Origin of the sequence: Proluteimonas luteida (assembly GCF_021191695.1) — a bacterium.
GTDB classification, from domain to species: domain Bacteria; phylum Pseudomonadota; class Gammaproteobacteria; order Xanthomonadales; family Xanthomonadaceae; genus Luteimonas; species Luteimonas luteida.
The window spans coordinates 1-21905 of sequence record NZ_JAIWPT010000016.1; the positions used below are offsets into that span (position 1 = coordinate 1).

The window sequence follows — 21905 nt, forward strand, 5'->3', positions numbered from 1 at the left end:
TGGAGCACGTATCGGATCGCCCGGATCGACAGCACGACCCGGACGGTGAACGCGGGCCGTTCGCTCGCATGACCTGTCCACCATGTCTCCGAACAGGTGTCCACCATGTGTCCGGTCCATACACCCGTATACGGGAGAGGGGCCAAGGTGTCTCCCGCGTTGCGGGAGACGACATCTAATCCTGGCGGAACATCGATGCGTCGGGTGCGAACGCACGTGGCGCGTAGCCGAAGGCCACGCGTGCCGGCGTCGCATCGAACACCAGGTCGGCGCGCATCCGCGCGACCGCACCCGGCGGCAGGCCCTGCAGACGGCCGGCAAGACGCGCCGCGAACAATGCGGCCGCGAACAGCGGCGACGGCAGCAACAGCAGCCGCGGCGCCGGCTCCAACGTCGCCAGGGTGCGTGCGACCATGTCGCGGTAGGGCAACGTCTCGCCGCCGGGCAGGGCGAAATCGCGCCCGGCGGCGGCCTCGACATCGACCACCGCCAGCGCCGCGTCGGCCAGGTCGTCGACATGCACCGGCTGGCGCAGCCCGCGCGCATCCGATGGCAGCACGAACCAGCCGCTGCCCCGCGCCAGCGCCGCGATCCGACTGAGGTTCCGGTCACGGCCGCTGCCGTAGACCAGCGTCGGCCGCAGCAGCGTGGCGCGCGTGCCGCGCGCGGCGGCCGCCTGCAGCACGCGCGCCGACGAGGCGGCCAGGCGCGCGGCAAGTTCGCGCTCGCCCGGGTCGTCGGCGGCGCGCTTGGTGGCGTCGCTGGTCGAACCGAATGCGACCACGCGCGGGCAGTCGATCGTCGCGTCCGCGTACCAGTGCGAGAACAGGTCCAGCGGGCCGCAGCTGAAGATCGCATCCGCGCGCGCGGGCAGGTCCGGCAGCGTCGCGAACTCGCCGCGCAGCCAGCGCAGGCCAGGCTGCGCGGGCCGCGTGTCGCGGCTCAGCGCATCGACCTGCCAGCCCGCGGCGCGCAGCCGCGGCAGCAGCGCGGCGCCGATCGCGCCGCTGCCGCCGAACACCAGTGCGCGACGGGCATCGCTCATGCCGCGCGGCGCGCACCGGCGTCGGCACGGCGCGCCGGCGCAGTGCGATCGATCGGGAAACGCGGCGTGGATGCGGACATCGCGCAAGGATACGGGCATCGACGCGGCGCCGCGTACCGGCCTTGCCGGCCTGCGAACGCGATGAGGGGCAGGTAGACTCGGCCTTCCGCACATCGCATGCCGCCTTCGCGAGGCCTTCGCCCATGTCGTCCCGTCCCGATCGCGCCGCGCCGGCGCTGCCAAAGACCATCCTGCTGGCCACCGACCTGAGCGCGCGCTGCGACCGCGCGCGCGACCGCGCGGTGCTGCTGGCGCGGCAATGGCAGGCGCGGCTGCTGGTACTGACGGTGGCGCCCTCGGAGCGGGAGCTGACCATCGTCGAGGAACTGCTCGAGGCCCCCGCCTGGGCACGTCGCGATGGCGCCGCGCGCCAGGCCGAGCGCTGGCTGCAGCGCGACCTGGAGTCGGCCGGGGTCCCGTTCGAGGTGCAGGTCACCAGCGGCAAGGTCGGTCCCGCGATCGAGGCCGCGGCGCAGGCCGCGGGCGCCGGGCTGATCGTCACCGGCGTGGCGCGCGCCGGCGCGTTCCAGCCGCTGGTGCTGGGCTCGACCATCGGCTGGCTGGCGCGGCATGCCAGCGTGCCGGTGCTGGTGGTGCACGATCCGGCGCACGCGCCCTACCAGGACGTCGCGGTCGCCAGCGATTTCTCGCCTGCCGCGGGACAGGCGCTGGAAACGGCGGCGACGCTGTTCGGCGATGCTGCCAGCTTCGTCCTGGTCCACGGGACCGCGCCGGGACGGGCGGGCATGATCGACGACGCCCAGGCGCGCACCGACGCGGCCACTGCGCTGCGCAACCAGGTGCAGGACGAGGCCGCCGCCCAGCTCGACGGCCTGGCGCTGCCGGCGCAGGTGCGCGAGCGGCTGGAGGTCGTGGTCGAGCCGGTCGAGCCGGCGCGCCTGCTGCAGGCCCTGGTCGACAACGACCGCGCCGACCTCGTGGTGCTCGGCAGCCGCGGTCGCAGCGCGCTGTCGGAAATCCTGCTCGGCAGCCAGGCCCAGCGCGTGCTCGAGAGCGTGCGCGTCGACACCCTGGTCGTGCGCACGCCACCGCGCTGACGGCATCCCCGCCGCGGCCTCGCGGCCCGCGGATACGTCGACCGGACACACGCCCCGCGCAGCGCGACGCGCATGCATGCGGCACGCACCGTGGCGCATGCGCGGACACCGCGGACGTGCGACCCCGCAGTCACATTCATCGGTTAGACTGTCCGGCCTTGCGTGACCGCCGGCGCCCGCCGACCCTCCTCCACAAGGAACCCGATGCTCGAACTTCTCCTGGCCCTGCCTTTCGTGCTGGCACTGGTCGTCGCGCTGTCGCGTGGCGTCTCCCGCCGCACCACCGCCTGGCTGGCCGGCTGCGTGCCGCTGGCGGGGCTGGTACTCCTGGCGATGCTGGGGTTCGAGGTCTACGGCGGCGCGGTACCGAAGGTCGTCCACGCGTGGATTCCCGAAGCCGGCCTGGATTTCAGCCTGCGCATGGACGGGCTGGCCTGGGTGTTCTCCGCGCTGATCCTGGGCATCGGCGGGCTGGTGGTGCTGTACGCGCACTACTACCTGTCGCAGAAGGACAGCGCGCCGCGCTTCTTCACCTACCTGCTGCTGTTCATGGGCGCGATGCTGGGCATGGTCACGGCCGGCAACCTGCTGCTGCTGGCGGTGTTCTGGGAGCTGACCTCGATCACCTCGTTCCTGCTGATCGGCTTCTGGTCGCAGCGCCAGGACGCGCGCCAGGGCGCACGCATGGCGCTGACGATCACCGGCATGGGCGGACTGGCGCTGCTCGGCGGCGTGCTGCTGATCGGCCGCATCGTCGGCAGCTACGACCTGGACGTGGTGCTGGCCGCCGGCGACGCGATCCGCGCCAGCCACCTGTACCCGGCGGCGCTGATCCTGATCCTGGTCGGCGTGTTCACCAAGAGCGCGCAGTTCCCGTTCCATTTCTGGCTGCCGCACGCGATGGCCGCACCGACGCCGGTATCGGCGTACCTGCACTCGGCGACGATGGTCAAGGCCGGCGTGTTCCTGCTGGCGCGGCTGCATCCGGTGCTGGCGGGCACCGACCTGTTCTTCTACATCGTCAGCAGCGTCGGCGCGATCACCCTGCTGCTGGGCGCGTGGAACGCGATCTTCCAGCACGACATCAAGGGCCTGCTGGCGTACTCGACGATCTCCCACCTGGGCCTGATCACGCTGCTGTTCGGGCTGTCGACCGACATGGCAGTGGTCGCCGCGCTGTTCCACATCATGAACCACGCGACCTTCAAGGCCTCGCTGTTCATGGCCGCGGGCATCATCGACCACGAGACCGGCACCCGCGACATGCGCCGGCTCGGCAACCTGCGCCGCTACATGCCCTACACCAGCGCGCTGGCGATCATCGCCTCGCTGGCGATGGCCGGGATCCCGCTGCTCAACGGCTTCCTGTCGAAGGAGATGTTCTTCGCCGAGGCGCTGGAGATCGGCGGCCACGGCACGATGCGGCTGGCGATCAGCGGCGCGGCGCTGCTGGCCGGCGTGTTCGGCATCGCCTACAGCCTGCGCTTCGTCCACGACACGTTCTTCGGCAACGGCCCGCGCGCGATCGACGTGGTGCCGCACGAGCCGCCGCGCTGGATGCGCATCCCGGTCGGCGTGCTGGCGATCCTGTGCCTGGTGGTCGGCATCGCACCGGGCTGGACCATCGAACCGACGCTGCGGCTGGCCGCGGCCGGCACACTCGGCTTCACCCCCGACTTCAGCCTCGCGGTCTGGCATGGCGTCAACCTGCCGCTGCTGATGAGCGTGGCCAGCGTCGTGCTGGGCATCGCCCTGTACTTCGGCCTGCGCCGGCTGCTGGATTTCCATGCGATCGTGACCCATTCGCAGGGCCGCAAGGTGTTCCAGGTCAACGTCGAGCGGCTGTTCTCGCTGGCCCGCCGCTTCAACGAGCGCGTCGCCAACGGCAGCCTGCAGCGCAGCCTGTTCTGGCTGCTGATCGTGGCGCTGCTGCTGGCGGGCTGGCCGATGCTGGGCAACTTCATGCAGGACCTGGCCGAGGCGCCGGGCCCGCAGCCGATGTCGCTGATCGGCTGGATGCTGTGGCTGCTGCTGGTCGCCGCATCGGTCGGCACGGTGATCGTGCACGGCAAGCGCCTGACCGCGCTGATCGTCATCGGCGCGGTCGGCCTGACCATGAGCCTGATGTTCGTCTACCTGTCGGCGCCGGACCTCGCGCTGACCCAGATCCTGGTCGAGATGGTGACGATCGCGCTGATGATGATGGCCCTGAACTACCTGCCCAAGCAGTCCCGCTCCACCCGCGGGCGGACGCGCAAGATCCGCGACGTGGGCCTGTCGCTGGCCGCCGGCGGCGGCCTGGCCTGCCTGGCCTACGCGATGATGATGACCCCGGCCGACACCATGTCCGGCGAGATGCTGGTGCGCTCGCTGCCCGAGGCCTACGGCCGCAACGTCGTCAACGTGATCCTGGTCGACTTCCGCGGCTTCGATACCTTCGGCGAGATCACCGTGTTCGGCACCGCGGCGCTGGTCGTGCACGCGCTGCTGAAGTGGGCGCGGCTGCAACCGGACGAGGTGCTGCCCGGCCCGCCGGTGCAGCTGCCGATCGCGGCCGACCTGACCCAGCTGCTGTTCCCGCTGGCGCTGACGGTGTCGATCTACCTGTTCCTGCGCGGCCACAACGCGCCCGGCGGCGGCTTCATCGCCGGCCTGGTGTTCGCGGTGCCGGTGCTGGTCAAGTACGTGCTGCAGGGCGCGCGTGCGGTCGAGGCGACGTTCGGTTTCGACTACCTGCGCGGCATCGCGATCGGCCTGCTGCTGGCGGTGCTCGGCGGCGTGGGCTCGTGGTGGTTCGGCCTGCCGTTCCTGACCAGCGGCCACCTGGACCTGGACCTGCCGGTGGTCGGCGTGCTGCCGCTGGCGAGCGCGCTGGTGTTCGACACCGGCGTGTACGTGGTCGTGTTCGCCGGCACCCTGCTGATGCTGTCGACGATGGGCACGGTGCGCCAGCGCCAGGTCGACGAGGGGGTGCGCTGATGGAATTCGCGATCGCCAGCGCCATCGGCGTGCTGACCGCCTCGGGCGTGTACCTGCTGCTGCGCGCGCGCACCTTCGACGTGATCCTCGGCCTGACCCTGCTCTCGTACGCGACCAACCTGCTGATCTTCTCGTCCGGCCGCCCGGTCGTCGGCAAGCCGCCGGTGCTCAAGGACGGGCTGGCGCAGACGCTGGCCAACTACACCGATCCGCTGCCGCAGGCGCTGGTACTGACCGCAATCGTCATCGCATTCGCGATGACCGCGGTGACCGTGGTCATCGCCATGCGCGAGCATGCCGACCTGCACACCGACCACGTCGACGGCCAGGAGCCGGACAACCAGCGCGGCGATCCGCGCGGGGACGGCCGATGAACCATCTTGCGATGGCGCCGATCCTGATCCCGCTGGTCACCGGCGCGCTGCTGCTGTTGCTCGAACGCCGGCACCGCGCATCGATCCTGCGGCTGTGGGCCTGGGTCGGCATGGCCGCACTGCTGGTCGCCAGCATCGCGCTGCTGCTGCAGGTCGAGCGCGACGGCATCGTCGTCTACCTGCTTGGCGACTGGCTGGCGAAGCTGGGCATCGCACTGATGGTCGACCGGCTGTCGGCGATGATGGTGATGACCACGGTGCTGCTGGCGATCCCCTGCCTGCTGTACGCCTGCGCCGGCTGGGACAAGCGCGCGCTGCATTTCCATGCGCTGTTCCAGGTGCAGCTGGCCGGCCTCAACGGCGCGTTCCTGACCGGCGACCTGTTCAACCTGTTCGTGTTCTTCGAGGTCATGCTGATCGCCTCCTACGGCCTGCTGCTCAGCGGCGGCCGCGGCCCGCGCATCAAGGCCGGCATGCACTACGTGGTGTTCAACATCGTCGCCTCGACGGTGTTCCTGCTGGCGCTGGGCCTGCTGTACGGCATGGTCGGCTCGCTGAACATGGCCGACATGGCCGCGCGGATCGCGCAGACGCCGCCCGAACAGGTCGCGCTGGTGCGCGCCGGCGCCGGCCTGCTGCTGCTGGTGTTCTGCGCCAAGGCCGCGCTGCTGCCGCTGTACCTGTGGTTGCCGGAAGCCTACGCGCGCGCGCCGGCCGCGGTCGCGGCGCTGTTCACCATCATGACCAAGGTCGGCCTGTACGCGGTGCTGCGGGTGTTCACTCTGCTGTTCGGCGCCGATGCCGGGCCGCTGGCGAACCTGGCCTGGGACTGGCTGCTGCCGGCCGGCGCGGCGACGATGGTGCTGGCCGCGCTCGGCGTGCTCGGCGCGCCCAGGCTGCGCATCGCGGTCGCCTACCTGGTGCTGCTGTCGGCGGGCATGCTGTTCGTCGCGTTCTCGCTGGGCAACGCCGGTGGCATCTCCGCGGGCCTGTACTACCTGCCGCACAGCGTGTTCGTCACCGCGGCGCTGTTCCTGCTGGCCGACATCATCCAGCGCCACCGCGGCAGCACCGGCGACTACCTGATGCCGATCGCGTCGATGCCGGGCAAGACCGTGCCGGCGCTGCTGTTCCTGGTGGCCGCGATCTCGGTGACCGGCCTGCCGCCGCTGTCGGGATTCATCGGCAAGCTGCAGTTGCTCAATTCCGTGCCCGAAGACGTCATCGGCTGGGTCTGGGCGGCGATCCTGGGCAGCAGCCTGATGGCGCTGATCGGCCTGTCGCGCAGCGGCACGCGGCTGTTCTGGCGCGTCGACCCGGTGCCCGAGGGCGTGGAGGCGCCGCCGCTGCGGCGCATGGAGATCGTCGCCACGCTGCTGCTGCTGGGCTACGGTATCGCGATGACGATCTTCGCCGGCCCGGTGCTGCGCTACACCAATGCGACTGCCGAACAGCTGCTGTCGACCGGCGACTACATCCAGACCCTGCGCGAGACCACGCCGCTGATCCGGGAGCCTTCGCCATGAGGCGCCGGTTCCTGCCCTCGCTGCCGCAGAGCCTGACGGTCTTCCTCTTCTGGCTGCTGATGGCCGAGGACTACGGCCCCGGCAACATCGTCATGGCGCTGCTGCTGGCGTTCCTGATGCCGCTGCTGGCCGCGCGACTGGAGCGCGAGTTCGCCCGCCTCGACAAGGTCGGCAAGCTGATCCCGCTGGGCGGGCGCCTGCTGTGGGACATCCTCGTCGCCAACATCACGGTCGCCAGGCAGGTGCTCGGCCCGCAGTCGAAGCTCAAGTCGCAGTTCGTCTGGGTGCCGCTGGACCTGACCAACATCCACGGCATCTCGGCGCTGACCAGCGTGATCACGCTGACCCCGGGCACGGTCTCGGCCGAACTGTCCGAGGACCGCAAGCACCTGTTGATCCACTGCCTCAGCACCGACGATCCGCAGGCGTTGATCGCCGAGATCAAGAACCGCTACGAGGCACCGCTGCGCGAGGTATTCCCATGACCGACCACACCATGATCGAGATCGCCATCGTCGCCGGCATGCACCTGGTCGGCCTGGCCATGCTGATGTCGACGTGGCGGCTGCTGCGCGGCCCCACCGCCCCCGACCGCATCCTGGCGCTGGACACGCTCTACGTCAGCTCCATCGCCCAGCTGATCCTGTTCGGCATGCTGCTGGGCACCGAGATCTACTTCGAGGCGGCGCTGATCATCGCCATGCTCGGCTTCGTTGGTACCGTGGTGCTGAGCAAGTACGTGATCCGCCGGGACATCGTCGAATGAGCATCGTCTTCGACATCGTCATCGCCGTACTGCTGGTGGTCGGCTGCTTCTTCATCCTGCTGGGCGCGTTCGCGCTGGTGAAGCTGTCGGACTTCTTCCGCCGCGTGCACGGCCCGGCCAAGGCCAGCACGCTGGGCGTGGGCTGCATCCTGATCGCCTCGATCCTCTACCACGCCGTGACCGGCAGCGGCGTGCATCCGCGCGAACTGCTGATCACCGTGTTCCTGTTCCTGACCGCGCCGATCAGCGCGCACCTGATGTCGCGCGCCGCGCTGTCGCTGATGGACGACCGCCCGCCGCACCCGGACAAGACCCCGGACGCCGATGCGCCGGTGATCGACCGCGACGATCCCGCGCCGGAAGAGCGCCGCTGACGGCAGAGCATGTCCCGCAAGCGCGCTCCGGTCGCGTAGGGTGGGTCTCGACCCGCCGGCCTGCGGTCACCGAAGATGCACGTGGCGGATCGAGATCCGCCCTACCCAGGGCGCTCCGGGAACGCTCGCGTCGGCGGCGTGGCGCCGACCTACGCCGTCCCGTCAATCGACCTTGCCGGTCGCATCGCACGCCCTGGTGTCGCGTCACGCATCAGATGTCGCAGGTTGCGCGCCGAGGGCAAGTGCAGACCGGCATCTGATGCGTGACGCGACACTAGCGCATCAACGCCAGTTCCAGCGCCACCCAGACCGCGAACGCGGCCACCAGCACGCCGCCTTCGGCGCGGCTGATCCGCAGGTCGCCGCGCAGCATCGGCACCAGCACCAGTACGAAGGCCAGCGTCGCCGGCAGCTCCAGCAGCGAGAACGAGGCCGGCAGCGACAGCGGCGCGACCACGGCCATGCCGCCGACGATCACCAGCAGGTTGAACACGCTCGAGCCGAGCACGTGGCCGGCGACGACATCGCCCTGGCCACGGCGCGCCGCCAGCACCGCGACCACCACTTCCGGCAACGCGGTGGCGATGGCGACCGGCAGCAGGCCGATCAGCAGCGGCGACAGCTCCCAGGCCACGCCGAGGCCCAGCGCACCCTGCACGGTGTACTTGGCACCGTAGAACAGCAGCGCGGCGGCGATCGCGATGCGCACGAGATTCAGGCCGAGCATGGGCCGGCTGACGGCGAACGCGGCCAGCGACTCGCGCACCTCCGGCGACTCGCGCCGGCCCCACACCAGCAGCAGGGCGACGAGCGCCAGCGCCGCGAGCAGCAGCACCGCGCCCTCGCCGCGCCCCAGCGTGCCGTCGCGGCCGAAGAACAGCAGCGCCAGCGTCGCCAGCGCCAGCACCGTCAGCATCGGGCCGAGCAGGCGCATGCGCAGCAGCAACGGCGCGGCCAGCGCGGCGACGCCGAGGGTCAGACCCAGGTTGACCAGGTTGCTGCCGACCGCGTTGCCCAGCGCCAGATGCGGCTGGCCGACGGCGAACGCGCGGACGTTGACCGCGAACTCCGGCAGCGACGTACCGAACGCGACCAGCAGCAGGCCGGCGACGAACGGCGGCATGCCCAGCCGCTGGGCCAGCCCCGATGCGCCCTTGAGCAGCGAATCGCCGCCGAGCGCGAGCAGCAGCACGCCCAGCAGCACCAGGCCCGTCGATACCAGCATGTCGTGTCTCCCGGGCCCGGACGCGGGCCGAACAGCCGATTCTAGGCATGTCGCCGGCCAGTTGCGGCGACGGCATCGCCTGGGGGGTGCCTCAGGCGTATCCGTGCGCCGCTGCGCGGCGGGTCAGCTGCAACCTTCGACGTAGTCGACCTGCGGCGGCACGCCGATGCGCCATTCGGTGACCTTGCCATCGGCGTCGGTCTCGAACACCAGCGCCGCCCCGCCGTCGCGCACGCGCAGGTACTGCGCCCCGTCGACGTACTTGTGCGGGGACGCCTCGACGCGACCGGCATACAGCCGATCGATGTCCGCACGATCCATGCCGACCTTGCCGCCACCCGGCGCGGTGTAGCCGTTGTTGCGCACGTCGATGCGCGAGAACCGGTCGCCCTCGACCATGAACGCGATCCGGTAGCCGGCGCTGCCGAGTGGCTGCGGGATCAGGTAATAGCAGCCGCCCGGCTCGCTTGGCTGCGCATCGCCGAGGTCGTTGCCCCAGGCCATGCGCACCTGCTCGGCATCCGCGCCGAACCCGGCCGGGCCGAAGCCTTCGAACGTGATCACCCCGTCGACCACCTGCGGGATGTTGGTGCCCGGCGCGTTCGCGGGCGGCACGGCGACGTCCGGCTGGTCGAGCGGCGGCGGCGCGGCCGGGTCGTCGTGCAGCGCGGTGCCATCGGCGGCGGGGCCGGGCACCGGGTCGACGGGATCGGATGCGCGCTCGCCGCAGGCGGACAGCGACAGCACAAGCAGGGCGATGCAGGGAATCGACGGCTTCATGGGGCGGCCTCCGCGACGGATGGCCCCGCAGCCTCGTCGAACGCGCGTGAATGGGATGTCGCGCAGGATCGGCGGGCCCCGCCTGCGGGGCCCTAGCGCGGCGGCACGAACCGGTGCTGCAGCCCCTGCCAGACCGCCTGGTAGTCGACCTGCCGGTGCGGGGCGTCGAGCGCCTGCCGGGTCGGCCGGATCACCGCCCGGGTCTCGAACATGAAGGCCATCGTGTCGGCGATCACGTCCGGCTTCGACAGGTCGGCAGCGCTGGCCTTGTCGAACGTCGCGGCGTCGGGACCATGCCCGCTCATGCAGTTGTGCAGCGAACATGCGCCCGGCGCGAAGCCGTCGGCCTTGGCGTCGTACTGGCCGTGCACCAGTCCCATGAACTCGCTGGCGACGTTGCGGTGGAACCACGGCGGCCGGAACGTGTGCTGGGCGACGAGCCAGCGCGGCGGGAAGATCGCGAAATCCATGTTGGCCGAGCCCGGCGTGTCGCTGGGCGAGGTCAGCACGGTGAAGATGCTCGGATCGGGATGGTCGAAGCTGATCGAGCCGATCGTGTTGAACCGGCGCAGGTCGTACTTGTACGGCGCGTAGTTGCCGTGCCAGGCCACCACGTCGAGCGGCGAATGGTCGATCGGCGCCTGCCACAGGTGGCCCTGGAACTTGGCGATCAGCGAGAAGTCGCCGTCGATGTCCTCGTAGTGCGCGACGGGGGTCAGGAAATCGCGCGGGTTCGCCAGCCCGTTGGCGCCGATGGGGCCGAGGTCGGGCAGGCGCAGCGCGCGGCCCTGGTTCTCGCAGACGTAGCCGCGGCTGGGACCGTCGGGCAACTCGACCCGGAAACGGATGCCGCGCGGGATCACCGCGATCTCCTGCGGCGCGACCTCCAGCACCCCCAGTTCGGTCGCCAGCACCAGCCGACCCTGTTGCGGCACCAGCAGCAGCTCGCCGTCGGCGGTGTAGAAGAAGCGGTCGGTCATCGACGCGTTGGCGGCATAGACGTGGATGCCCACGCCCTCGTGCGCGCCGGCGCCGCCGGTGCCGGCGACGGAGAACAGGCCGTCGATGAAATCGACCGGCGTCTCCGGCACCGGCATCGGGCTCCAGCGCAGCTGGTCGGGCGGCACCGGGCCGCGGTCGAAGCCGTCATGGAAGCGTGGCTGCTCGAACGGCACGAAGGTCCCGTGCATCACCGCCGGGCGGATCCGGTACAGCCAGCTGCGCCGGTTCTCGCCGCGCGGCGCGGTGAACGCGGTGCCCGACAGCTGCTCGGCGTACAGGCCGTGGGCGACCTGCTGCGGCGAGTTCTGCCCGACCGGCAGCGTGCCCGGCTCGGCCTCGGTCGCGAACTCGTTGCCGAATCCGGACATGTAGTCCGCGCTGCGGCTGCCCTGCGCATCGCGCTGCGGCATGGCGATCACATTGTCGTCGGTCGATGCGTTCATCGGTTCACCCAAGTAAAGAATTTTTGCCGTGGATCGGCGCGGATGACGCGGATCAGGGGCGGAAGCAAAGAGGTCGCTTCTCTGCATCCGCAGGTCGCGATGCATCGCTTCCCTTCCCGTCATTCCCGCGAATGCGGGAATGACGATCACTGTTCCGCTCCTGATCCGCGTCATCCGCGCCGATCCGCGGCCGAAAACAGCCTTACAGCACCCCGCGCTTCATCTGGTCGCGCTCGATGCTCTCGAACAGCGCCTGGAAGTTGCCTTCGCCGAAGCCCTCGTTGCCCTTGCGCTGGATGATCTCGAAGAAGATCGGGCCGATCGCGTTCTGGGTGAATATCTGCAGCAGCTTGCGGGACTTGGTCTCGGGATCGGCGTCGATGAGGATCCTGTTCTTCGCCAGCCGCGGCACGTCCTCGCCGTGGTCGGGAATGCGCTGGTCGATGACCTCGAAATAGGTCTCGGGCGTGTCCAGGAACTCGATTCCGGCCTCGCGCATGCGCTCGACCGTCGTGTAGATGTCGTCGGTGAAGCAGGCGATGTGCTGGATGCCCTCGCCCTTGTAGGCGTCGAGGTATTCGTTGATCTGCGACTTGGGATCGCTGGACTCGTTGAGCGGGATGCGCACCACGCCGTCCGGCGCGGTCATGGCCTTGGACTTGAGGCCGGTCTTGGCGCCCTTGATGTCGAAGTAGCGGATCTCGCGGAAGTTGAACAGCCGCTCGTAGTAGTCCGACCACTTCTGCATGTTGCCCAGGTACAGGTTGTGGGTGAGGTGGTCGATGAAGGTCAGGCCGAATCCGGCCGGGTCCTGGTCGGCGCCCTCGATCGGCGCATAGTCGTCGCCATAGATCGAGCCGTTGTCGCCGTAACGGTCGACCAGGTACAGCATGCAGTCGCCGATGCCCTTGACCACCGGCGCATCGACGGCCTTGCTGGCCTCCTTGTCGGCAATCGCCTCGCCACCATTGCCCAGCACCGCTGCATACACCTCGCCGGCCGGTTTGCGGAAGCGGATCGCGAACCCGCAGGCCGAAGGGCCATGCGCGCGGGCGAAGTCCGCCGCGAACGAATCCGGCGTCTCGTTGACCAGGAAGTTGACGCCGCCCTGGCGGTAGACGGTGATCGGCCGCGACCTGTGGCGCAGCACCGCGGCGAAGCCCATGCTGCGGAAATAGTCGTGCAGCATCCGCGCCTGTCCATCGGGTGCGGCGAACTCGACGAACTCGAAGCCGTCGATGCCCATCGGGTTCTCGAACGTGGTGACCTGCATGCCCAGATTGGGTGCCTGCTGGCCGGTCTTGTGTGCTTGAGCGCTCATGGGATACTCCATCGCGGTGGGGCCGCGCCGCGGCGTGGCTTCGGATGCTACTTTGTAGTTTCAATTGCAACCACTTGCAAGGCGCAGTGCACCATGACCCAGCAAGCCTCGACCAGCCCCGCTCCGCCGCCTGCCGCCGCGCACGAGGGGCACAGCCACGCCTTGCTGGATCTCGAACGGTTCCTGCCCTACCGCCTCAGCGTGCTGACCAACCGCATCAGCGGTGGCCTGGCCGAGCTGTATTCCGTGCGTTTCGACATCGGCATCACCGAGTGGCGGGTGATCGCCGTGCTCGGCCGCTACGCGGGGCTGTCGGCGAATGGCGTTGCCGAGCGCACGGCGATGGACAAGGTCGCGGTCAGCCGCGCGGTCGCGCGCCTGCTCGAACGCGGCCTGCTGACCCGCGAGATGCACGACGCCGACCGTCGCCGCTCGGTACTGGAGCTCAGCGAGGCCGGCTACGCGGTCTACGACGTCGTCGTGCCGCTGGCGCTGGACTACGAGCGCGACGTGCTGGCCGCACTGGACGCCGACGAGCGCCAGCTGCTCGACCGGCTGCTGGCCAAGCTGGAATCGCCGTTGCAAGACTGACGCATCGGCCGCGCTGACCCGGTCGAGGCATGGCCCGACCCGGATCGCGGGTCCCTGGCAATCGGCGAGAAAAGAAAAACAGCGCCTTCCGGCGCTGTTTTTCACTGCAGGCTTCGCCGCCGGTTACGGACGGCGCTCGTTGTCCAGACGCGTGCCCGCTGCCGCCGGTTCGCCGATCTCGTTCTGGCCGGCGAGCGAGGGCTCGTCGTCCTTCAGCGTGTCCAGATGCATCAGGCGACGGATCAGCGGCGCGACGATGATCATCAGCACGCCGACACCGACCGCCAGCCAGCCGACGTTCGAGTAGACCGACATCACCCGCTCGACGCCGCCGCCTTCGCCACCGGTCGCGGCCGAGATCAGACCCGCGGCGAAGTTGCCGGTGGCCGAGGCGAAGAACCACGTGCCCATGATCAGGCTGGCCATGTGCGCCGGGGTGAGCCGGTTCATGGCCGACAGGCCGACCGGCGACAGGCACAGCTCGCCGGTGGTGTGCAGCAGATAGATCAGGAAGATGAACAGCATCGGCGTCAGGTTGCCGGCGCCAGCGGCGGCCGTACCGGCGACCAGCACCAGGAAGCCGAGGCCGACCTGCACCACCGCCAGGCCGAACTTGGTCGGCGTCGAGGGTTCCCAGCCACGCTTGGCCAGCCATAGCCACAGCATCGCGAACAGCGGTGCGAGCAGGATGATGTAGATCGAATTCAGCGACTGGAACATCGAGGCCGGGACTTCCCAGCCGAAGACCTGGCGGTCGACCGAGCGGTCGGTGAACAGGTTCAGCGAGGCGCCGGCCTGCTCGAACAGCGACCAGAACAGGATCGAACCGACGATCAGGATCAGCGCCGCGATGATCCGGTCGCGCTCCTCGCGCGCCAGCTTGAACACGGCGGTGAACAGGACGTAGGCGATCAGTGCGGCCCCGGAAATGCCCAGCAGGTAGCCGACCATCTTCTGGTGCTGGATCAGGAACCAGACCACGCCGACGGCGAGCACGCCCAGCACGTACAGCAGCCATTCGAAGCGCACGCCCATGACCGGCTGGGTCAGACGCACCGGATCGCGCGGCTCGCCGCGGCCCATCAGCAGCGGCTTGCCGAGCACGAACACCACCAGGCCCAGCAGCATGCCCACGCCCGCCGCACCGAAGCCGTACGCCCAGCCGTAGGTCTGGCCCAGGTAACCGGCGATCAGCGAGCCCAGCGCGGCGCCGAGGTTGATGCCCATGTAGAAGATCGTGTACGCGGGATCGCGGCGGATGTCGGTGCGCGGGTACAGCTGGCCCACCATCACCGAGATGTTGGCCTTCAGGAAACCCGAGCCGACGATGATGAACGCCAGCGCCAGCCAGAAGATGTTGATCTCGGCCGCGCTCTGGCCGCCGTCGCCCTCGAACGCCATCAGGAAGTGGCCGAAGGTCAGCAGCACCGCGCCGAACAGCACCGCCTTGCGCTGCCCCAGATAACGGTCCGCAAGGTAGCCACCGACCACCGGCGCGATGTACACCAGCGCGGTGTAGGCGCCGTAGATCACCGACGCCTGCTGGTCGGAGAACATCCAGTGCTGCACGAGATAGAAGATCAGCAGCGCGCGCATGCCGTAGTAGGAGAAGCGCTCCCACATCTCGGCGAAGAACAGCACGAACAGGCCGCGCGGATGCCCGAGGATGGTCTTCTTCTCCTCGGCGGCGTAAGGATTCAATGACACGTGAGGTCTACTCCTGGCAGGGGGCGATGCCGCGGGCCAAGCCCCGGGCGACGCGTTAACTTAGCGGCGCACGGCCCACATGGAAAGTGACAGGCGCCACCGCGGCGCGCCGACCGGATCGTGATCGCGCGCATTCAGCCAGCCGGATAGACGTAGCTCGCGCCGATGCCCAGCGGGATCCCGAAGCCCCAGAACGCGAGCAGGAACAGCGTCCACAGGATCGACAGGGCGATCGAGTACGGGATCATGATCGACACCAGCGTGCCGATGCCGGCCGCGGTGACGTAGCGCTGGCAGAACACCACGATCAGCGGGAAGTAAGGCATCAGCGGGGTCAGGATCGTGGTCATCGAATCGCCGACGCGGTAGGCCGCCTGGGTCAGGTCCGGCGACACGCCGAGCTGCATCATCAGCGGCACCATGATCGGCGCCAGCAGCGCCCACTTGGCCGAGGCCGAGCCGATGAACAGGTTGACGATGCCGGTCATGATGATCAGGCCGATGATCGTCAGCCACATCGGCAGGCCCAGCGCCTGCAGGAAATCCGCGCCCTCCACCGCCATCAGCGTGCCCAGGCCCGAGCCGTTGAAGCCGGCGAGGAACTGGGCGATGAAGAACGCGATGACGATGTAGTAGCCCATGCCGCTCATCGATTTCGTCATCGCCGCGATGATGTCCCGGTGCGATTTCACGGTGCCGGCGACGTAGCCGTAGACGGTGCCGGGAATCAGGAACAGCACGAAGATCAGCGCCACGATCGACTGCATCACCGGCGCGGCGGCGACCAGCAGCGGGTGGCTGCCGTCGGGTACCGCGTCGGCCGGCGCGCGCCACGGCGAGGTCTCGGGGACCAGGCTCAGCGCGAACAGCGCGGCGGCGACCAGCATCGCGACCACCGCCCACGACAGGCCGCGGCGCTCGGCGGCGCTGAGCTCGTCCATCTTCGGCAGGTTGGCCGGGTCGCCGTCGACGACGGTGCGCTTGAGCCGCGGCTCGACGATGCGGTCGGTGACGAACCAGCCGATGGCGATGATCAGGAAACTCGACGCAGTGGTGAAGACCCAGTTGTTCAGCGGGTTGACCACCAGCGCCGGGTCGAGGATGCGCCCGGCCTCCTGGGTGAACCCGGCCAGCAGCGGATCCAGTGACGAGGGCACGAACAGCGTCGCCGAGAACCCGCCCGACACGCCGCAGAACGCCGCGGCGATGCCCGCCAGCGGGTGCCGGCCGGCCGCGTAGAAGATCACCCCGCCCAGCGGGATCACCAGCACGTAGCCGGCGTCGACGGCGACGTGGCTCAGCACCGCGACCGCGACCAGCGCCGGCGTCAGCAGCGCCTTCGGGGTCACCGACAGCACCCGGCGCAGCGCGGCGTTGATGAAGCCCGTGTGCTCGGCCACGCCCAGGCCCAGCATCGCGACCAGCACCACGCCCAGCGGCGCGAAGCCGAGGAACACCCGCACCATGTTGGCCATGAACGCGGTCAGCGATTCGCCCGAGAGCTGGTTGACGATCTGGATCGGGGTGCCGCTGCGCGGATCGATCGCGGCGAAATCCACGCCCGACAGCGCCCACGACAGCGCCCACACCGCCAGCATCAGCAGCAGGAACAGCATCGCCGGGTCCGGCAGCTTGTTGCCGACGCGTTCGACGGTATCGAGGAAACGGGCGACCCAGCCGCGCGGGGCGGTGGCGTCGGGACTTGGCTGGTTCATGCGGTGGGGTCCCCTGCAGACGTGCGACCCGGCATCCTAGCAGCCTGCCGGAAGCCGTTGCGGCGCGGGTTCCGGCGACATCCGCATCGAGTGGACCCTAGTACGCGCTGCTGCCCTGCCCCGGCCCGATGTGCGTGCGCACCTCGAACAGCTCCGGGAAGAACGTCAGCTCCAGCGCCTGCTTCAGGAAGCCGACCCCGCTGGAGCCGCCGGTGCCGCGCTTGAAGCCGATGATGCGCATGACGGTGCGCATGTGCCGGAAGCGCCACAGCTGGAACTGGGTTTCCAGGTCGACCAGGTCCTCGCACAGCGAATACTCGCGCCAGTAGCGCTCGGTGTCCTCGTAGATCGCCTCGAACACCGGCAGCAGCGCCTCGTCGCGCACGTGCGGGTAGCGCCAGTCGCGGTCCAGCATCGGCACGGGCACGGCATGGCCCCAGCGCGCCAGATAGCGCAGGAACTCAGCATACAGGCTCGGCGCCTCGAGCACGCCCCGCAGCGTCGCCTGCCCGTCCGGGTCGTGGGCGAACACGTCGAGCATGCCGATGTTCTTGTTGCCGAGCATGAACTCGATGGTGCGGTACTGCAGCGACTGGAAGCCCGACGACGGCCCCAGCACGTCGCGGAACTCCATGTACTCGGCCGGCGTCAGCGTCTCCAGCACCGACCACTGCTCGGTCAGCTGACGCAGCACCTGCTTGCAGCGCGCCAGCACCTTGCGGCAGCGCCAGACCTCGTCGCGCTGCAGGTGGCCGATCGCCGCGCCCAGCTCGTGGATCATCAGCTTCAGCCACAGCTCCGAGACCTGGTGCTGGACGATGAACAGCATCTCGTCGTGGTGCGGCGGGTCCGACAGGGGCTCCTGCGCGGCCAACAGCCGGTCCAGCCGCAGGTAGCCGCCGTAGCTCACGCGCCCCGTCAGGTCGCGGTGGATGCCGTCCTCGAGCGGACGGGTATTGCGGTCGATGCTCATCGCGGAAGCCTACCGCATGGCCGGCTGACGCGCCGCGGCCGAAGCCGCCGCTCCGCGTCATGCAGCCGCCATGAAACCGGGGCACAATCGGCGGCGGGGCGCTTGGGCCCGGGGAACTCGTTGGGGAGTTGCACATGACCAGATTCACCGGCCGACTGCTGTCGGCCCTGCTGCTGTGCTGTGCCGCGGCCGCCGCGCACGGCCAGGTCGTCATCAGCCAGGTCTATGGCGGTGGCGGCAACAGCGGCGCACCGTATACGAACGACTACGTCGAGCTGTTCAACCAGGGCGACCTTCCCGCCTCGCTCGCGGGCAGCTCGCTGCAGTACGCCAGCGCCACCGGCACCGGCAACCTCGGCGCCGGCGCCGGCCAGATCGTCGTGCTGCCCTCGGTCGAGATTCCGGCCGGCGGCTACTTCCTGATCGGCCTGGCCGGCGGCAGCACCGGCTCGCCGCTGCCCGCCACCGACGCCACCGGCACGATCAACATGTCCGGCACCGCCGGCAAGGTGGCCCTGGTCGATTCGACCGCCAGCCTCGGCTGCAACGGCGGCAGCACCCCGTGCGGTCCCGAGCAGGAAGCCCTGATCCTCGACCTGGTGGGCTTCGGCAATGCCAACTACTTCGAGGGCAGCGGCCCCGCGCCGACCGCCAGCAACACCACGTCGCTGTTCCGCGCCGATGCCGGCTGCACCGACAGCGACGACAATGCCGCCGATTTCGCCACCGGCGCGCCGGCGCCGCGCAATTCCGCCGACATCGCCAACGTCTGCAGTGGCGGGGGCGTGCTCTACCTCAGCATCAACAACGCCAGCGGCGCCGAGGGCGACAGCGGCACCAGCCCGCTGTTCTTCACCGTCAGCCTGAACCAGCCGGCGGGTCCGGACGGCGTCAGCGTCGACTACGCCACCGCCGACGGCACCGCGACCGTGGCCGACAACGACTACATCGCCCGCAGCGGCACGCTGACCTTCGCCGAGGGCGAGTCGGCGCTGACCCTGCACGTCGATATCGTCGGCGACGAGACCGTCGAGCCGGACGAGTTCTTCCACGTCGATCTCGCCAATGCCGTCGGCGCGGTGATCCACACCGGGCGCGGCACCGGCACCATCGTCAACGACGACGTCGTGACCGTAGCGATCCACGAGATCCAGGGCAGCGGCGAACGCTCGCCGTACGAGAACCTGCCCGTCGCCACGACCGGCATCGTCACCGGCCGCAAGAACAACGGCTTCTTCATCCAGACCGCGGACGGCGAGGACGACGGCGATCCGGCGACGTCGGAAGGCATCTTCGTGTTCACCAGCAGCGCGCCGTCCGACGATGCGACGGTCGGCAACCGCGTGCTGGTGCAGGGCACGGTGATCGAATACATCCCCACCGCCGACCCGCACCAGCTGCCGCTGACCGAGATCACCAACGCCTCGGTGGTGAAGCTGTCGGAAGGCCACCCGCTTCCGGCGGCGGTGGCACTAACCATCGACGTGCCCAACGCCGACGGCGGCCTGGCGCAGCTCGAGCACCTGGAAGGCATGCGCGTCACCGCGCCGAGCTTCACCGTGGTCGCACCGACCAGCGGCAACATCAACGAGGGCCAGGCCACGGCGACCAGCAACGGCCGCTTCGCGGTCGTGGTCACCGGCACCGCGCGCCCGTTCCGCGAACCCGGCATCCAGATCCCCGACCCGGATCCGCTGGGCAGCAGCGCGCCGAACATCCCGCGCTGGGACTACAACCCGGAGCTGATCGCGGTCAACAGCACCACGATCGGCGCGCCGACCGCGAACCTCGCCGCCGGCTGCCGCATCGTCGACGGTTCGCTGACCGGGCCGCTGGACTACACCTTCCGCCGCTACACGATCTACCCGGAAGCCGAGCTGTCCACCGACTGCAGCGATGCCGGCGAGGTCCGCCCGTCGACGCTGCCGGGTCCCGACCATGTCACGTTCGCGACCTACAACCTGCAGCGCTTCTTCGACACCGTCAACGACAGCAACAGCGGCCCGACGCTGACCGCCGAGGCGCTGGAGCGGCGCCTGAACAAGGCCTCGATCGGCATCCGCGACTACCTGCACGCGCCCGACATCGTCGGCGTCACCGAGGTCGAGAACCTGCCGGTGCTGCAGACCCTGGCCACGCGCATCAATGCCGACGCGGTCGCGGCCGGGCAGCCGGATCCCGGCTATGTCGCGTATCTGGAGGAAGGCTTCGACGTCGGCGGCATCGACGTCGGTTTCCTGGTCAAGACCTCGGAAGTCGCCGACGGCCTCGCCCGCATCGCGGTGGCGGCGGTGACCCAGGAGGGCGCCGACGAGGTGCTGACCAACCCCAACGGCACCACCAGCGTGCTCAACGACCGCCCGCCGCTGGTGCTCGACGCGGTGGCGCACTTCGCCGACGGCCGCAGCTTCCCGCTGACCGCGATCGTGGTGCACCAGCGTTCGCTGAGCGGCATCGAGGCCGATGATGGCGCCAGCAACGGCTGGAGCAGCGGCGGCGCGCGCGTGCGCGCCAAGCGCAACGCCCAGGCCGAGTACCTGGCCGGCCTGATCCAGGGCATGCAGGCCGACGACCCGGCGCGGCACATCATCGTGCTCGGCGACTTCAACGCGTTCGAGTTCAACGACGGCTACGTCGACGCGATGGGCACCGTGACCGGCCTGCCCTCGCCCGACGACGAGACCGCGGTCGACGGCGACGGCGCGGTGCTGGTGTCGCCGTCGCTGCTCAACATGACCCTGGAAGCGGCCAACGACGAGCGCTACTCGTTCGTGTTCGACTACCAGGCGCAGTCGCTCGATCACGTGCTGGTCAACCAGGCGGTCGTCGATTCGCCGCTGGTGGTCGGGCTCGACATCAGCCACGCGCGCATCAACGCCGACTTCCCCGAGGTCGCGCGCAACGATGCCGACACGCCGACGCGGCTGTCCGACCACGATCCGACCGTGCTGCTGCTGCGCCTGCAGCCGGTCACGTTCGCCGATCTCGGCATCGAGGCCGAGGCGGTCAACGCCGAGGTCGTCGCCGGCGACGCGCTCGAGTTCGCGGCCACGCTGACCAACGCCGGCCCCGACGCCGCGCAGTTCCCGGGCTTCGGCGCGGTGCTCGATGCCGCGCTCGACGACCTGATGGTCTCGGCCGCGGACGGCTGGACCTGCGACGCCCCGACCGTCGCCGACGGCAGCACCACCGTGTCGTGCAGCAGCGCCACGCTGGCCAGCGACGAAGAGGCCGTGTTCGCGCTGTCGGCGACCGCGCCCGAGGCGGCGATCGGCGGCACCGTGACCCTGACCGCCGCCGCGACCTCGCAGACCCAGGACCCGGACGAGACCGACAACGGCGCCAGTGCGTCGGTGTCGGTGGTCGAGGACCCGGACACCGCCGCGCAGCCGCTGGTCAACGGCGAACTGCTCGGCGGCCTGTCCGGCGCCGCCGGCGATTCGCTGCTGTTCCGCATCGACGTGCCCGCCGGTGCGCGCAACCTGCGCATCCTCACCGCCGGCGGCAGCGGCGACGTCACCCTGCTGGCCAGCCACGACGCGGTCCCGACCGAAGGCGCCTACGACCTGCGCTCGCAGCGGCCGGGCAACAACGAGACCGTGACCGCCACCGTGCCGCAGGCCGGCACCTGGTACATCCGCGTCAGCGGCGTGCAGGCGTTCAACCGCGTGTCGATCCGGGCCAGCTTCACGCCCTGAGCGGCGCGTCCGCGCCACGCTTCGCACCACGGGAACCCCGGCTCCGGCCGGGGTTCCTTTTTTCCGGCTGCCCCTTTCAACCCCTGTCGTCCCGAGCGCAGCGAGCGACCTGCTTTGGCTCCGGCCCGTGGTGAAGCAGGTCGCTCGCCGCGCTCGGGACGACACATCGAGGACTGCGCATACGCGATCGCCATGGATCCGTCATGCCGCAGCGCGCAACGGGCCTTAACGAGGCCACAGGTATCATCGGCAACCATTCCCCCTGACC

Annotated in this window: 17 protein-coding genes; 9 read left to right on the top strand and 8 right to left on the bottom strand. The window is 69.7% G+C overall.

The features are described 5' to 3' along the window. Positions 1 to 175 precede the first annotated feature (175 nt). The gene (locus LDO26_RS13840) at positions 176 to 1045 is read right to left on the bottom strand and encodes an NAD-dependent epimerase/dehydratase family protein (protein ID WP_232131687.1); all 870 of its coding nucleotides are present in this window, start codon (positions 1043 to 1045) and stop codon (positions 176 to 178) included. 203 nt (positions 1046 to 1248) lie between these two features. On the opposite strand from LDO26_RS13840, the gene LDO26_RS13845 reads away from it, so the two are divergent. The 7 genes from LDO26_RS13845 to LDO26_RS13875 all read left to right on the top strand — a co-directional run bounded on the left by LDO26_RS13845 (position 1249) and on the right by LDO26_RS13875 (position 8182). Beyond that, positions 1249 to 2163: a universal stress protein gene (locus tag LDO26_RS13845; RefSeq protein WP_232131688.1), complete on the top strand. Its 915-nt coding sequence runs from the start codon at positions 1249 to 1251 to the stop codon at positions 2161 to 2163. 204 nt (positions 2164 to 2367) lie between these two features. Next, positions 2368 to 5142: a monovalent cation/H+ antiporter subunit A gene (locus LDO26_RS13850; protein ID WP_232131689.1), complete on the top strand. Its 2775-nt coding sequence runs from the start codon at positions 2368 to 2370 to the stop codon at positions 5140 to 5142. Beyond that, on the top strand, positions 5142 to 5516 hold the full coding sequence (locus LDO26_RS13855) for a Na+/H+ antiporter subunit C (protein WP_232131690.1): 375 nt from the start codon (positions 5142 to 5144) through the stop codon (positions 5514 to 5516). The genes LDO26_RS13850 and LDO26_RS13855 overlap by 1 nt, the downstream gene beginning before the upstream one ends. Continuing rightward, entirely contained in the window at positions 5513 to 7042 is a 1530-nt protein-coding gene (locus LDO26_RS13860; protein WP_232131691.1) for a monovalent cation/H+ antiporter subunit D, read from the top strand. The genes LDO26_RS13855 and LDO26_RS13860 overlap by 4 nt, the downstream gene beginning before the upstream one ends. Further along, complete coding sequence (locus LDO26_RS13865; RefSeq protein WP_232131692.1) at positions 7039 to 7527, top strand: Na+/H+ antiporter subunit E; 489 nt, start codon at positions 7039 to 7041, stop codon at positions 7525 to 7527. Before LDO26_RS13860 ends, LDO26_RS13865 begins: the two co-directional genes overlap by 4 nt. After that, positions 7524 to 7808 carry a K+/H+ antiporter subunit F gene (locus LDO26_RS13870; protein WP_232131693.1) on the top strand — a complete coding sequence of 95 codons (285 nt, stop codon included), beginning with the start codon at positions 7524 to 7526 and terminating at the stop codon, positions 7806 to 7808. The genes LDO26_RS13865 and LDO26_RS13870 overlap by 4 nt, the downstream gene beginning before the upstream one ends. Then, the gene (locus tag LDO26_RS13875; RefSeq protein ID WP_232131694.1) at positions 7805 to 8182 is read left to right on the top strand and encodes a Na+/H+ antiporter subunit G; all 378 of its coding nucleotides are present in this window, start codon (positions 7805 to 7807) and stop codon (positions 8180 to 8182) included. Before LDO26_RS13870 ends, LDO26_RS13875 begins: the two co-directional genes overlap by 4 nt. A 274-nt stretch (positions 8183 to 8456) precedes the next feature. Here the strand turns inward: LDO26_RS13875 and LDO26_RS13880 are convergent, their stop codons facing one another. From LDO26_RS13880 to hppD, 4 genes are all read right to left on the bottom strand, one after another. Further along, positions 8457 to 9407 (bottom strand): sodium:calcium antiporter, encoded by a 951-nt coding sequence (locus LDO26_RS13880; protein WP_232131695.1) that lies wholly within the window; start codon positions 9405 to 9407, stop codon positions 8457 to 8459. 123 nt (positions 9408 to 9530) lie between these two features. Further along, entirely contained in the window at positions 9531 to 10187 is a 657-nt protein-coding gene (locus LDO26_RS13885) for a lectin (RefSeq protein WP_232131696.1), read from the bottom strand. 92 nt (positions 10188 to 10279) lie between these two features. Next, the gene (gene hmgA / locus LDO26_RS13890; RefSeq protein ID WP_232131776.1) at positions 10280 to 11599 is read right to left on the bottom strand and encodes a homogentisate 1,2-dioxygenase; all 1320 of its coding nucleotides are present in this window, start codon (positions 11597 to 11599) and stop codon (positions 10280 to 10282) included. A 235-nt stretch (positions 11600 to 11834) separates the two neighbouring features. Next, positions 11835 to 12905 carry a 4-hydroxyphenylpyruvate dioxygenase gene (gene hppD, locus LDO26_RS13895; RefSeq protein WP_435594097.1) on the bottom strand — a complete coding sequence of 357 codons (1071 nt, stop codon included), beginning with the start codon at positions 12903 to 12905 and terminating at the stop codon, positions 11835 to 11837. A gap of 141 nt (positions 12906 to 13046) precedes the next feature. Here hppD and LDO26_RS13900 point away from each other — a divergent pair, with 141 nt between their 5' ends. Then, positions 13047 to 13544 (top strand): MarR family winged helix-turn-helix transcriptional regulator, encoded by a 498-nt coding sequence (locus tag LDO26_RS13900; RefSeq protein WP_232131698.1) that lies wholly within the window; start codon positions 13047 to 13049, stop codon positions 13542 to 13544. 123 nt (positions 13545 to 13667) lie between these two features. Here LDO26_RS13900 and LDO26_RS13905 read toward each other — a convergent pair whose 3' ends face one another. From LDO26_RS13905 to LDO26_RS13915, 3 genes are all read right to left on the bottom strand, one after another. Continuing rightward, a complete protein-coding gene (locus LDO26_RS13905; RefSeq protein WP_232131699.1) occupies positions 13668 to 15251 on the bottom strand; it encodes a peptide MFS transporter in 1584 nt (527 codons plus the stop codon). A 134-nt stretch (positions 15252 to 15385) separates the two neighbouring features. Continuing rightward, entirely contained in the window at positions 15386 to 16966 is a 1581-nt protein-coding gene (locus LDO26_RS13910; protein ID WP_232131700.1) for an AbgT family transporter, read from the bottom strand. Positions 16967 to 17063: 97 nt separating this feature from the next. After that, positions 17064 to 17939 carry a tryptophan 2,3-dioxygenase gene (locus LDO26_RS13915; RefSeq protein WP_232131701.1) on the bottom strand — a complete coding sequence of 292 codons (876 nt, stop codon included), beginning with the start codon at positions 17937 to 17939 and terminating at the stop codon, positions 17064 to 17066. A gap of 134 nt (positions 17940 to 18073) precedes the next feature. On the opposite strand from LDO26_RS13915, the gene LDO26_RS13920 reads away from it, so the two are divergent. After that, positions 18074 to 21637 carry a Calx-beta domain-containing protein gene (locus LDO26_RS13920; protein WP_232131702.1) on the top strand — a complete coding sequence of 1188 codons (3564 nt, stop codon included), beginning with the start codon at positions 18074 to 18076 and terminating at the stop codon, positions 21635 to 21637. The last annotated feature ends 268 nt before the right edge of the window (positions 21638 to 21905 follow it).